Source organism: Salinivibrio sharmensis (genome assembly GCF_001995985.1).
Taxonomy (GTDB): domain Bacteria; phylum Pseudomonadota; class Gammaproteobacteria; order Enterobacterales; family Vibrionaceae; genus Salinivibrio; species Salinivibrio sharmensis.
Map to the genome: position 1 here is coordinate 81,927 of NZ_MUFC01000006.1, position 14,201 is coordinate 96,127.

General features: G+C 48.6%; 11 protein-coding genes. 5 read left to right on the forward strand and 6 right to left on the reverse strand.

Going from position 1 to position 14,201, the window contains the following annotated elements; genetic code table 11:
• Window positions 1–144 precede the first annotated feature (144 nt).
• The 4 genes from BZG74_RS07620 to BZG74_RS07635 all read right to left on the reverse strand — a co-directional run bounded on the left by BZG74_RS07620 (window position 145) and on the right by BZG74_RS07635 (window position 4,217).
• The gene (locus BZG74_RS07620; RefSeq protein ID WP_077772049.1) at window positions 145–1,338 is read right to left on the reverse strand and encodes a methyl-accepting chemotaxis protein; all 1,194 of its coding nucleotides are present in this window, start codon (window positions 1,336–1,338) and stop codon (window positions 145–147) included.
• Between the two features lie 324 nt (window positions 1,339–1,662).
• Window positions 1,663–1,929: a YrhK family protein gene (locus tag BZG74_RS07625; protein ID WP_077772050.1), complete on the reverse strand. Its 267-nt coding sequence runs from the start codon at window positions 1,927–1,929 to the stop codon at window positions 1,663–1,665.
• Between the two features lie 23 nt (window positions 1,930–1,952).
• The gene (locus BZG74_RS07630) at window positions 1,953–2,246 is read right to left on the reverse strand and encodes a DUF3955 domain-containing protein (RefSeq protein WP_077772051.1); all 294 of its coding nucleotides are present in this window, start codon (window positions 2,244–2,246) and stop codon (window positions 1,953–1,955) included.
• A gap of 87 nt (window positions 2,247–2,333) precedes the next feature.
• Window positions 2,334–4,217, reverse strand: coding sequence for a methyl-accepting chemotaxis protein (locus BZG74_RS07635; RefSeq protein ID WP_077772052.1), 1,884 nt, complete (start codon window positions 4,215–4,217; stop codon window positions 2,334–2,336).
• 383 nt (window positions 4,218–4,600) lie between these two features.
• Here BZG74_RS07635 and BZG74_RS07640 point away from each other — a divergent pair, with 383 nt between their 5' ends.
• On the forward strand, window positions 4,601–6,145 hold the full coding sequence (locus BZG74_RS07640; RefSeq protein ID WP_077772053.1) for a response regulator: 1,545 nt from the start codon (window positions 4,601–4,603) through the stop codon (window positions 6,143–6,145).
• 55 nt (window positions 6,146–6,200) lie between these two features.
• Here the strand turns inward: BZG74_RS07640 and BZG74_RS07645 are convergent, their stop codons facing one another.
• A complete protein-coding gene (locus BZG74_RS07645) occupies window positions 6,201–7,169 on the reverse strand; it encodes an ABC transporter substrate-binding protein (RefSeq protein ID WP_077772054.1) in 969 nt (322 codons plus the stop codon).
• 136 nt (window positions 7,170–7,305) lie between these two features.
• Between BZG74_RS07645 and BZG74_RS07650 the strand changes: the two genes are divergently transcribed.
• The 4 genes from BZG74_RS07650 to nrtS are packed head-to-tail and all read left to right on the forward strand — an operon-like array spanning window position 7,306 to window position 12,416.
• On the forward strand, window positions 7,306–9,264 hold the full coding sequence (locus tag BZG74_RS07650) for a sensor histidine kinase (protein ID WP_077772055.1): 1,959 nt from the start codon (window positions 7,306–7,308) through the stop codon (window positions 9,262–9,264).
• 15 nt (window positions 9,265–9,279) lie between these two features.
• Window positions 9,280–11,238: a PAS domain-containing sensor histidine kinase gene (locus BZG74_RS07655; RefSeq protein WP_077772056.1), complete on the forward strand. Its 1,959-nt coding sequence runs from the start codon at window positions 9,280–9,282 to the stop codon at window positions 11,236–11,238.
• A gap of 41 nt (window positions 11,239–11,279) precedes the next feature.
• Window positions 11,280–12,194 (forward strand): HD-GYP domain-containing protein, encoded by a 915-nt coding sequence (locus BZG74_RS07660; protein ID WP_077772057.1) that lies wholly within the window; start codon window positions 11,280–11,282, stop codon window positions 12,192–12,194.
• Window positions 12,195–12,416, forward strand: a complete 222-nt coding sequence (nrtS, locus tag BZG74_RS07665; protein WP_077772058.1) for a nitrate/nitrite transporter NrtS — start codon at window positions 12,195–12,197, stop codon at window positions 12,414–12,416.
• A gap of 47 nt (window positions 12,417–12,463) precedes the next feature.
• On the opposite strand, the gene betA is transcribed toward nrtS, so the two are convergent.
• Window positions 12,464–14,155, reverse strand: a complete 1,692-nt coding sequence (gene betA / locus BZG74_RS07670) for a choline dehydrogenase (RefSeq protein WP_077772059.1) — start codon at window positions 14,153–14,155, stop codon at window positions 12,464–12,466.
• Window positions 14,156–14,201 lie beyond the last annotated feature (46 nt).

Genomic DNA, 14,201 nt, shown 5'->3' on the forward strand with positions numbered 1-14,201 from the left:
GTTTTTTCGTTACCCTTCAGCTTTGGATCCTGAGATAAATGGCGACGATAAGCCAGCCAGTGCACTGCCACACTATAGCAAGAGGCAGGGTCATCACCCTGCCTCTTTAGTTGACTTGGTTGTTGTCTCAGTCATCCGCTCTCATCACGACGCGTGCTGTTTTTCCGCCTCTAGGACAGGCTTTTTACTGCGCAACTGCAATTCATCAAGATCCTGGTTTAAAGACTCTGACAGGTCGCTAATTTTCACCATATCTTGTTTGTTTTCTTCCGATATTTCCGCTGCTTCCGCGCCAGACTCGGTCAAACGGTTGATGTTTGCGGCGACATCGGTCGAGACTGTTCTTTGCTGCTCAATCGCACTGGCCAAGGAATTGATGCGATCACTGATAGTGGAAAAGTTATCGAGCACCCCTTCTATCGACTGTGACGTATCAGAGGCCTGAGACGAAGCGCTTTGCGCCAGCTTCTCGGTGCGATTCGACAACTCAGACGACTGCTTAAGACTACGGAACAACTCTTTAGTCATATCATTGATTTCACTTGCTGACGCTTGGGTGCGACTGGCCAATTGGCGCACCTCATCGGCAACCACGGCAAAGCCTCGTCCTTGCTCGCCTGCTCGTGCCGCTTCAATGGCTGCATTTAAAGCCAGCAGATTGGTTTGCTCGGCTACATCGGTAATCACCGAAAGAAAATGTTCAATTTGGCCCGCACTGTGCTCGACTTTGTCAAACATCTCGGCTGACACTTTAATCGCTGACACTAGCTCATCGAGCTCTGTCATCATATCGCCCAGCTCTTGCTGAGACTGTCGTGAGCTCGAGTCAATTTTACCCGCTTCTTCCGAGATGGCTTGCACATCTTCAGAGAGCGAACCCACCGTGGTGGTCATCTCTTCGATGGCGGTGGCAATACTGTCTATTTTCTCGCTCTGCGCATCATTAATCGCGGCGCCTTTTTTGGCACGTTTTTCCGAGGCATCGGTAAAGTTGTCCAAGGTATCGGCGGCTTTCTCAATATTGCGTACCGTGCGGCGCAGCTTTTCAACCGCATGGTTAAGCGAGGTTGCCACCTCCGCAAACTCATCGCCATCTTGCGTATCAATCGCCGCCGTTAAATCTCCCCCCGCCAACGATTTAGCGAAGTGATTCACTTTGGCCAACCCAGCTTTAAAACGTCGGTCAATAAAAAGCGCCGCCGAGCCAGCAACCAATACGTTTAACCCGAGCACCACGTACTCATTTAACCAAGGCAAGTGTATTATTAGCGACGCTGACAACCCCACCATGATGACATAACTTCCAATCGTCACCGCTCGAATCGATACCTTAGGCATTGCTTATCCTCCTGTGATTTTGACTGACACACGCCCAGTAATACAGACAGAATCAAGATAAGTGCCAAGTTTCTACCACGGAGGGAAATATGAGATGGATAGCTAATTATATCCAATAAATCAACGCATTGGAGGGCTAGGTATTTATCTAGTGCGATATAATGAATAAAGTCGTAGGCCAGCGCTTTTTTCGTGATTGCAATTTGCATAATAAAAAGCAGCTCAAGGGGGGGTACCCGTAAAGCTGCTTTTAAAATAACCGCTTACAGTCTCGGCAATGCGTTGCAATTTGCTAATTTATTTAATAGCAATCTGTTATGTGGTTTACTGCGCTTGCTGTTGCACGCGAGAGACATGAACCAAGCCTATTAGTTTAATGCTTGGCTTCAACAATAGTTGGGCACTCCCGACTATAAACAGCCAAGTCCCGCTTTCCATTAACGCATCGTTGAGAAAAAAGAAGCTACCGATCAAAAACCAAATCGCAATTAGCAAATCATTAAATGCCCCTAACGCTTCATAGCGACGCTGGATCACTAAATGCTTATTACCAATATCAATATCCAGTTCAGGGCCATTACGCTGTATCATCATGCCTCCTCTGGACCTTGGTATTAACAATCAAGGTGCTGCCGCTTGATGCCCAGCATGGTTCTCACCATATTCACAACGAAAGTGATGGCACTTAAACCAAGAAACAACCAAGCTAACGGAATGAATGCGAAAGGCTCTTGTAAACTACCGTTGGCAGCAACGTGTGGTGTCGCAAGATTGAAGGCGAGCAGGCAGCCAGTGCCCAGTAGGAAGAGGATAAAAGGGGTACGAAAGTGTCGCAGTAGGGTTAACATAAAACCTTTTTCTGTTGCTTCAGTATCCCTTAAGACTGAGCACGACAGCAAAAGTTCCATCTCTCTCACATTTTTTCAAAAAAAACCGCTACCTCGCATAATGCGTAGGTAGCGGCTGATTCATTTAGCGTCTTGGTCGACAGTGTATCAAAGCTTGTACGTCGACACTTTATCGCTCAGCTGCGTTGCTTGGTCACGCAGGTTATCCGCCTCTTGCGAGGTGTCGTTGGCACTGCTCACCAAGTGCTCTGAAACATCTTTGATAGATGTGATGTTTTGTGTGATCTCACTCGTCACATGGGTTTGCTCTTCTGCCGCTGTCGCGATCTGAGTTGCCATATCACTGATTTGATTAACCGCTGCATCAATTTCACTCAACGCGGCAGTGGCTTTATCCACATCAGACACAGAATCACCTGCTAACGCGGAGCTACTCTCCATCGTCGATACCGCGCTTGCCGTCGTGGTTTGTAACGTCTCAATCGTGGATTTAATTTCTTCTGTCGAGGCATGGGTACGCTGCGACAAAATACGTACCTCATCAGCAACGACAGCAAAGCCTCGGCCTTGCTCGCCTGCTCGCGCTGCCTCAATGGCCGCGTTGAGTGCGAGTAAGTTGGTTTGCTCAGCAATCCCTTGAATCGTCGATAGTACCGTCGAAATTTCTTGTGAGTGCTTATCTAGCTCGGCAACGATAGTGCTGGCCTGTTTCAGCTCGTCCGACAAACGGGTAATCGATGTTTTGGTATTTTCGACCACTGCACGCCCGTTATCAGTGCTGGCTGTCGATTCTTGTGCTGTATTCGCGGTGTGTTCAGCATGCGAGGCGATCTCTTGTGTCGCAGACGCTAACTCGGTGACGGCGGTTGCTACCATGGTCACTTCTTGCTGCTGCTGGTTAATATCATCCACGTTGCAGCGCGCACGTTCCGTACTGCTGTCCGATTGTGATGTCAGCTGCTCTGCTTGCTCGCGAATGTGGCTAATCAACTGATGCATACTCCCCACAAAGGTGTTGAAGTTTTTCGCCAGTTGCCCCACTTCATCTTCGCTTTCAACGTCAATACGTTGAGTTAGATCGCCACTACCATGAGCAATTTGCTCGAGGGCATTTGAGACATTGGTCAGCGGTCTAAATAGAATATTCACTAGTAGATTAAATAGCAGCGTACAAGCAATCACCACTGCAATTGTTACTGCAATTTGCCCCCACACCGCATCGAACAGTGGCGCGACTAAGGAGTCGTAGTTAATCACTGTGACTGTCATCAAACCTGTGTCTTTAATGGGTTTGGCATACACCACACTTTCTGCCCCACCCACGTCGGCCATCACACTTTCACCGGAATTCATCGCCGATTTAACCGTGTTGAAAGACAACCCTAGTTGGCTAATTGGCTCATTGAGCAGGTCGGTATTGGCGTGAGTAAAAATATTGCCTTCGCGATTGGCGATAAACATATAACCATTACCAGGCAAGATCACCTTCTCAAGGCCTTCAATGATGTCGCCAATTTCAACATCCGCCCCAAGCACCAAGGTATCACCGTTAAACTGTAGCGCTTTACCTAACGACACCACATTGGCGCCGGTTGCCGCAGCAACCGTAGGATTATCCATAAACACACTTGAAGGATCGGCTTTGGCGTTGATATACCAACCCCATTTGCGCGGATCGTCATTGCCCGGCGGTAGCACAACACCATTCGCGTTATCTTGACTGCCATCTGGGTAGGCAAGAAAAACATTATCAAAGCCTCCCGCATCACGCACTTGCTTGAGGTGAGTGACCATATTGCTCTCATCGGCCTCACTGGTCAGTGAGGTCATCGCACGCTCTTTTGAAGCGACCCAATCAGACACATATTGATTGTATGATGCAGTGGTACTTTCCAGCCTCTGTGCCACTTCAGTATCCAGCCGGGAGAGTGATGCGCGAAACGACAACGCTTCAACGAGCAAACCACCAATGATGATGGCCACACTCGCCGACAGCGCCAACTTGTGTTTGAGGGAGAGTTTTTTAAACATAACTGCCTTGTTTGTCTGTCACAGTGTTTTAATAATGGTTTTTAGTAAACCAGCGTTGTTTGCAACCCGCAAAATAAGCACGATACAACTGATAGGTATATCACAACAATTGTGTAAGAGAATTACTCAAGCTGTTGTAAAGTGGCTATAAAGCAACCATTTTTATGCAACAAGCCTTTACGGGAAGCACCTTGGTGCCACGCCACGCCCTTAAGACTAGCAGTATCAGCTGACCACGTGCTGCGCCAGATCAGCAAAATATAAGCAGCATTGAAACTAACGTGAGTGACAGACGCATCAATACGCTATCCACACCTCGCAACTTTCAACGCTCTAAGCTACGCTTTAACTAACTGAGATAAACGCGAATAGGGGCGAAGTGAATGGACTTGTTTGCAGATCAACGTGACGGCGCATCTCCCAAGTCTAATGAGATCAATTCAGCATCTGATGCAGCGCCATGGCGGATACTGCTGATTGATGACGATGATCTGATGCATGAGGTAACACGGCTCGCGCTAACGGGATTCGCGTTTCAAGGACGCCCTTTAGAGATATTGTCTGCCCTATCTGGGCAGGAAGCACGGGAAGTGTTGGAGAAAGAATCAGATATCGCGTTGGCACTCGTTGATGTGGTAATGGAAACCGAGCACGCAGGTTTGGATTTGGTACGGCATATTCGAGATGAAATGAATAACCACCTGATCCGCCTAGTATTGCGCACCGGACAAGCCGGACAAGCACCGGAAGACCGGGTGATCCGCGAATATGATATTGACGACTACAAAGAGAAAACGGAGCTCACCACCCAAAAGCTCAAAACCCTACTTTACTCAATGTTGCGCTCGTATCGCGACCTTTGCATGATTGAGGAGCAAAAGGAGGGGCTGCGGCGCGTGATTGAAGCGTCAGCCAATGTGCAAAATACCACCAATCTTCAACACTACGCTACCGCGGTGCTCGAGCAGCTCACATCCCTTCTCTATATCCACGACTCCGCGTTTTATTGTGTGGTGCAGCCTCGCCCGGGAGCAGAAGAATCCCGCGCACTCACCCTGGCTGCGACGGGGGAATATGTAAACTGCTACACCGAATGCGCCTTTGATAAACTCCCTAGCAATGTTTCAGACCGTTGCAAGCAAGCGCTTGAAGCACAGAAAAGCATTCAATTCGACGACGGTTTTGTCCTGTTCCACCGCGATGACGAAGACGTTGAGTTTTTGCTGTATGTCAACCATGACAAAACCCTTTCAGAGCTGGATCAGCACCTGCTAAAAATCTACATGCAGAACATTGGGCTGACGTTTGAGAACTTAAGCTTGATGGTCGATTTGCGTGAGACTTCCAAAGAGCTGGTTTACAACTTGGCCAATGCGGTGGAAGCGAGGAGTAAAGAAACCGGTGCGCATGTGCAACGCGTCTCTTTGTTCTGTGAGAAATTAGGGCAGCTCTACGGTTTGGACGAGCATAAGACCATGATGCTCAAACATGGCTCCCCTCTCCACGATGTGGGCAAGGTCGCCATCCCAGACGCGATTTTACACAAACCGGGCAAACTCGATGCGGACGAATGGGAAACGATGAAAAAGCATGTGGAGTACGGGGTAGAAATCCTCAGCCACTCCAAACGCCGCCTTATCATCGAAGCCAAAGAGATTGCAGCCACCCATCACGAAAAATGGGACGGGACAGGTTACCCCAATCAGCTCGCCGGCGAGGCCATCCCGATCAGTGGACGAATATCAGCACTGGCTGATGTATTCGACGCCCTAGGATCGAAGCGCTCGTACAAGGAAGCGTGGACTGATGACGACATTCGCAACGAGCTCATTGCTCAACGCGGCAAGCATTTTGAACCCAAACTGGTCGATTTGCTTCTCGAACATTGGGACGACTTTATTGCTATCCGTGCTGCCTATCCAGACTAAATCATAAAGCCCCTAAGGGGGCACTTCACTTATCTTTTTAGAGCGTTGTATTCATCTAATCAATGGCTTGCCATCGCGATGACGGTGTGAGCGACCATCGTGACATCTCATACGTGCTATAAATTGCGCGCCCTTGTCGCCCTATTTGAATTGGAATCGTACTCGCGTCTTCGCCTTGGGCAATTTTCTCAACCAATTGAGGGGCATGTTGGCCCTGTGCATAACCAAACAAAACCACACCACCAGCCGTCTTCCCTTTGCCCACCGCAAAGTCCCAAAAGCCAAACAAGGGTAAAACCGCATGTTGGTTAGTCCAAGACAACACCTGGTGAGCCGCAACATTGTTACCTTCTTTATCTACTAAGGCTTGATAGAGACCTACGATGATCGCATCAAATTTTTCTTCAAACGCTGACTGAATCTCCCGTTGCCAACCATCAAAGGTGGATGCATGAATAATGTCGATTTCTATTCCAAGACTCAAACGAATTTGCTCATATTGACGCAGTATATAATCCGCTGCGATTTGAGATGTAACGCCAGAATCAAACATCACCTTCACTCTGATGTTTCTTTTCCCCATTAGCATGCTAATTTCACGCATATTGCGAATAAAAAGCGGCAACTCGAGTACACCGGTGACTTTTGCTTGGCCACTGTACTCGGCTAATAGACGGCGAGGGTTCGCATTTACTCCTAAAAAAACAATCGAAATCGGCTCATTATGCAAGCGTGGGAGCATATACTTAAGTGCATTATCATCGCCCAAAACAACGATGTCGGGACGTTGTGCTCTGTAGAACGAGAAGGCTTTATCGGCTTGCCTATCAAAAACGTGCTCCGGTAGCCGCTTGGTATCCATTTCAAAGCGAGTAAGATTGTATCCGCCTCCGAGCGTGGCCTCCAATCCCGCGATATAGTTGCGATCCCATTCAAAACCCGCGTGGTAGCTTTGAATCAACAACACATCCAGTGCACGTGCTGGCAAGCTCAGGAATAAAAGTACAGCGGCCAAACAAAAAATTTCGGATACATGACGCTCTCCTCAGAAAATCACGTCTTTATAGAGTGTAGGCGAGTCTGGAGGCCACTCATCAGGGTAAGGAGCATTTTTTCTTCTACACTTACAACTATCGTCCTGACTTACGCGCTTAAAACGTATGAGCCGAAGCCACACATTTGATGACAGTATTCGTAATCCGTTCTTCAGCTTAGTAGGAAGACGGATTTTGCTGATCATGATTTTGCTCAGTGGCTTTTTCACCATTTTCACCACCTTGCTACAAACCTATTGGGATTACGATGAAGCTTTCGACCTGGTGGACAGCCGACACTATGAAATTGAGCACATTCATGCCGACTTACTCGCCAGCTCGCTTTGGATTTATGACTTAACCAGTGTTCAAGAGCGCATTGATGGGTTGATCAATTTGCCGCATGTTGATTATTTAGCCGTGCGGTCAGAGAACTACCTCTTTGAAGCGGGGTCGCCTCTAAACGTGAGTAAAATGGTCAATGAATATCCACTTCAGTATGACGACCCCGATACTAGGCAAACGCAGGGTATCGGCACGATTTACGTCGAGTCCAACACGAACGCTATCTATAATGATTTGGTACAACGCTTTTTTATCACATTGCTATTGAACGCAATAAAAACAATCATTGTGTGCTACCTCATTTTATTGGTGTTTCACCATACCGTCAGCCAACGCGTGTTTAAAGTGGCGCAATTTTTACGTCGGTACAATCCGCTTGATCCCAACGAAGAAAAGCTGATCTTGCCCCGCAAACGCTACATCATGGAAAAAGAAGACGAGCTCGACTGGCTAGCAGCCGAAACCAATAAAATCACCCAGAATATGTCCACGCTCTATCGCAATATTATGCTGGAGCGTGAGCGCTTGTCTGACTTTACCCATGTCTCGTCAGATTGGTTATGGGAAACCGACGCTGACCTAAAGTTGACCTTTTGCTCCGAGCCGATGCGGTTGGCATTTGACCTTAATCCCAACCAATATCCGCACCTTGATAAGTTGCTTTCTGCCGTCGGCTGTCATCAATTTATGGCAAACCTTCACCGGCAACAGGACTTTTCCATGTGTGAGGAGATCATGCCCGTTGAGGGTGAAAGCCGTTATTTTGTCTTTCAGGCGCTTGCCCATCACGGTATTGATGGGTTTCGCGGGTTCAGAGGCACGGGCATTGATATCACCGCGCTGAAAACGGCTCAGTTTGAACTGGAAACATTGAACCATAACTTGGAAGAAACCGTTGATGAGCGAACCCGTGAACTCCAAGAGAGTATGGAGCACTTAAAAGCAGCACAAGAACAACTGGTCGAGTCGGAAAAGCTCGCGGCACTGGGGAGTCTAGTGGCAGGTGTTGCGCATGAGGTCAACACACCTTTAGGCATCGCCGTCACCGCTTCATCCGTGATTAAAGATATCACGCATACGCTCAACCAAGCGTTTGAGGAACAAACGTTAACCAGCACGCAGTTTGCTTCATTGATTAAACAAGTGAACGACAGCGTAATCATGCTGGAAGACAACCTCAAGCGTGCGACCCATCTTATTCGTGACTTTAAACAGACTGCCGTTGACCAAGTATCAGAAGCGCTCACCGAATTTGACGTCAAACAAACAATAGACGCACTCGTTGCCAGCTTGCACCCAGAAACCCGTAAAATCCCGGTCACCCCCGAGGTCAGTGGAGAGCCTGACATAATCATGTATAGCTTACCCGGCGTCATCACCCAAGTCGTCTCTAACCTCGTGATGAATAGTATCAACCATGCCTTTGACGAGACCGACAACCCGAAAATCACGATCGAATTTGAAAGACAAGGAGACCACCTCTACCTCTGCTACCAAGACAATGGCTGCGGTGTCGAGCAATCCCTTCACCATAGAATTTTTGAACCGTTCTACACCAGCAAACGCGGACGAGGAGGCTCAGGGCTTGGCCTCAATTTGGTCTTTAACCTCGTCAAACAAAAGCTAGGCGGCGAGCTACAATTTGAATCATCGCCCGGGCAAGGCGTGAAGTTTATGTTTCTAATCCCCCTAAGCTTATCAAGCCAAATAGCCCGCTACGCGAGTGAAAGTAAAGAGTAAGGTAATACGCATAGAATGGAAAAGCTAGAAAGGTTTGAACAAGGTCTCAAGCACCCGCTTTTTAGTATTGTTGGCCGCCGAATCATTCTGCTGATGGTTTTGCTCAGTGGTTTCTTTACCATATTAACCACGCTGCTGCAGCTATCATGGGATTACGAGGAAGCCTTTAACAATGTTGACCGGCGCCATGCTGAAATTCAAAACGTTCATGCTGATTTGATAGCCTCCTCTTTATGGGTGTTCGACCTTGTTAGCGCACAAAACCGGCTGGATGGATTGGTGAATCTTCCTTATATAGATTACCTCTCGATAGAGTTTGATGGCGTGGTACTGGATGCTGGCGAGCCACTGATAAAAAATAACGTAGTCAGCCAAACCGAGCTCAGCTATTTCCACCCTGACACTAATCGCCGTATTAACCTCGGCACCTTGCGAATAGAGTCAGACGCGCAGAAAATCTATGATTTATTACTGCAACAGTTTGTTGTTACCCTCCTGCTGAATGGGATTAAAACCCTCATTGTGTGCGCCCTTATTCTCTGGGTGTTCCATCAAAGCGTCAGCCAGCGTGTGTTTGCTATCGCCAAACACTTATCTCATTTTGACCCTATCGATCCTATCCACGAGCCTTTGCGGTTGAAACATCGTAAGTTGATTATGGAAAAAAGCGATGAACTCGATTGGCTGGCAGATGAAACCAATAAAATCACCCTACGGATGACCAATCTTTATCAAAACATTGCCCTAGAACAAGAAAGGCTCACCGACTTTACCCGCGCAGCCTCTGATTGGCTATGGGAAACTAATGCGACACAACGCCTCACATTTTGCTCTGAGGCGATGCAATCTGCACTCGCCATTCCCATCGAAAACACCCCCAAGGTTAAGTCAGTGCCCGCACTGAGCCACTGTACTTCGCTTCTATACAACCTAGATGCATGTGATGATTTCACTATGTGTGAAGAAAAAATCACCTTAGGAAAACACACCTACTATTTTGTCTTCCAAGGAATAGCACATTTCACCGAATACGGCTTCACGGGCTTTCGCGGCACCGCGATTGATATCACCGAGCTGAAGACGACCCAGTTGGAACTTGAGCAACTGAACAAAAGTTTAGAAGCGACCGTTGAAGCGCGAACTCACGATCTTGCTCAAAGTATGGAAAACCTCAAAGCCACGCAAACTCAACTGGTGGAGTCCGAAAAACTCGCCGCGTTGGGTAGCTTAGTCGCTGGCGTTGCCCACGAGGTGAACACGCCCCTAGGTATCGCGGTAACCGCCAACTCAGTGATCAAAGAAGCGGTTTCAACACTTAACCACGCATTCGAGCAAAAAACCTTGACCAGTGACCAGTACACCACCGTGATGAAGCAGGTCACGGATGGTACGCACATGCTAGAGAACAACCTCAATCGTGCCGCACGATTAATTCGTGATTTCAAACAAACAGCAGTCGACCAAGTGTCCGAAAGCCGAAGTCAATTCCGTCCCGTGCAAACACTTGAAGCATTGATGGGAAGTTTGCGCCCCGAAACCAAGAAAGTACCCGTCGTGCCTGTCGTCGAAGGCGACCCTCAGCTTGTCATGAGTAGTCTGCCCGGTGTGCTTACCCAAGTTATCTCCAACTTGGTGATGAACAGTGTCCGCCATGCCTTTGAAGATATTCCCGAACCAGACATTCACATTCGTATCGCCGATAAAGGCGATACCGTGGAAATTTGCTATAACGATAATGGCGTTGGGGTTGCCCCCGAACTGCACCAGCGTATCTTCGAGCCCTTCTATACCAGTTCACGCGGCAAAGGCGGTTCAGGGCTCGGGCTCAATCTCGTTTTCAACTTGGTGCATCAAAAATTACGAGGGAAGTTGCATTTCGATTCCAATATCAATCAAGGCGTTACCGTGGTGCTCAGCCTGCCTAAGTTTTTGACAGACACAGAGACATCAAAAGCTGAAAGTTCTACCAAGTAGTCCCTGTCTACTCATAAAGGCACACAACAAAGGACAAAACAATGCAATGGTTAACCAAGTGGTTTCGTTCCGATGTAGATAGTGTTCAAACGCAGCGCTTATTCCAAAGCCTATTAACATTGGCGTGGACCGTTGAGGCAAAAGACCCCTACACAGGCGGCCATCTTTGGCGAGTTTCTCAGTTCGCCTCAGCGGTTGCACAAGCAGAGCAGTGGTCGAAAGAGGAGCGCGCCATCGCGACCCTAGGTGGCTTTTTGCATGATCTCGGCAAAGTCAGTGTGCCTGATGCCATCTTAAAGAAAACAGACAAACTGACCGACGATGAATTTGCCATCATTCAAAGTCATCCCAATGAGGGGCTGTATATCTTGGAAGGCCACCCATTAGGGCCAATCGTGCGAAATGCGGTCGGCTTGCATCACGAACGTGTCGATGGACAAGGTTACCCCAACAAATTATCTGACGAAGCGATCCCCCCAGAAGCCAAGCTGATCGCGATTTGTGATGCCTTTGATGCCATGACCAGTCACCGGCCCTACCGACAAGCGATGCCCAAACAAAAAGCCATCAATATTGTTGAAGAAAACCTTGGTAGCCAGTTTGACGTGTCACTCGGGCAACGGTTTGTCAGCTTAGCCAAAGCGGGCGAATTTGACGCCATCATTGCTCATACCGATGAAGGGATCCCCTTGCATCACTGTCCGACATGCGGCCCGACGATCACCCGCTATCGTGATGATGCACCAGGACAACTGCTTCACTGTCCCTTATGCCTACAACAAGCAAAACTGGTCAAGACTAAAAATGCGTATCACTTGGAGCCCACAGGCGTTCAGATCCCAGCCTCGAAACAACGACGCAAACCTGACACTAGCTTGATTAAGCGCGTTATCCAAGAGACGATTTCCACCATCCCCACGCAGGCGCTGCTTGAACGTGCTGAAGGTAGTCGTTAAATGAAACGGCTCTTTGGTACTTTAGTCCAACCCAGCGTGGTCATTAATGCACTGAAAATTGCATTGGTGGTCGGCACTGTGCTCAATGTTATTAATCAGGGCGAGGCTATATGGGGCGAGGCAAACTTGCGTATGGATCACGCACTACTCAACTATTTAGTGCCTTATTGCGTCGCCAGCTATAGCGCGGCTAAACACGAGTTGGACAGGCAAAAAAAATAAGGAGCCAGCACGAAGCTGGCTCTTGTTGTTGACGCATATTAGGAGGGTTAGACAAGCGCCGCATCTTTTTCCGATGCCGGCGTATGGTCAGGCAGGTAGCGATAGTATTCCGCATCTTTCGCCGGTGAAAGAGTGTGCCCCATCATCATGTCCGCCGCTTTTTCCGCTACCATAATGGTCGGGGCGTACAAGTTGCCATTAGTGATCGCAGGGAACACAGAGGCATCCACCACGCGTAAATTGTTGACACCATGGACCTTGAGGGATTCATCCACCACAGACATCTCATCACTCGCCAAGCCCATTTTACAGGTACAGCTTGGGTGGTAGGCGCTTTCACCTTCACGAGCCACAAAGTCGAGGATTTCCTGGTCCGTTTGCGCCGCGCTCCCTGGCGAGAGTTCTTTACCCCGCAGGTGATCAAAGGCCGGCTGAGCAATAATCTCTCGCGATACCCGAATCGCCTCAACCCACTCTTTACGCTCTTGCGGCGTAGAAAGATAGTTGAAGAAAATCTCTGGCTTCTCATCTGGGTTGGTGCTGCGAATTTTCACGTGACCACGCACATCAGTATTCATTGGTCCGACATGCAATTGGAACCCATGCCCTTTGTTCGGTGCCGAGCCATCATAACGAATAGCCAGCGGTAAAAAGTGGAACTGCAAGTTCGGATATTCCACCTCATAATTACCACGCACAAAACCACCTGCTTCAAAATGGTTGGTGGCGGCGGCGCCTTTACGACGGAACAGCCAATCAAAACCAATTTTCGGTTGATTATGAAACTTAAGCGCGGGATACATACTGACCGGCTCTTTACATTCATACTGCACGTAGAGTTCAAGGTGATCTTGCAAGTTCTCACCCACACCTGGCAGGTGGTGAACAGGTTTGATCCCCAAATTTTTCAACATGGTTTCGTCACCCACGCCAGATAGTTGCAGTAGTTTGGGCGAGTTAATCGCGCCACCACAACTGATAATCTCGGCGCCATACGTGGTTTTCTTCCGTCCCCATTTGCGGTATTCCACCCCGATCGCGGTTTTGTTTTCGAACAGCACTTTGTCTGTTGTCGCACCGGTGATCACCGTGAGATTTTGACGGTTCATCACGGGGTGTAAGTAAGCCCGGGCCGCGCTGTGGCGACGGCCTCGATAAATGTTTTGGTCAAAAATGCCAAACCCTTCTTGCTGGTAGCCGTTCACATCGTCTGTCAACGGATAACCCGCTTGCTGGGTCGCATCAAAAAAGGCACTGAATAAAGGGTTATCACAATTTGCTGTGGTTATAGCCAAGGGGCCATTATTGCCATGGTAATCGTTTTGACCCTGCAAGCGTGTTTCACACTTACGGAAGTACGGCAGACAGTGGGCATAGTCCCACTCTTTTAATCCATGCTCATTGGCCCACTTTTCATAATCCATCGCATTGCCGCGAATATAAATCATGCCGTTGATGCTACTGCTTCCCCCAAGCACTTTCCCGCGCGGCTGTGCGATACGGCGGTTATGCATATTCGGCTCGGGTTCAGATTCGTACAACCAGTTATAGGTGCTGTCCGTGAGCAAATAGGTTAACGCCGCGGGCATGTGGATCCGAAAGTCCAGCCGGTAGTCTGGCCGTCCTGCTTCGAGTAGTAATACCTTGTTATCTGGGTTAGCACTTAAACGGTTCGCCAGAACACAGCCTGCTGAGCCCGCGCCGACAATGATATAGTCGTAATTTTGTTGCTGTCCCATAAAACCTCCAAATTTTGTCCTTCCCGTGTGCAGGGCGTCAGCCCGG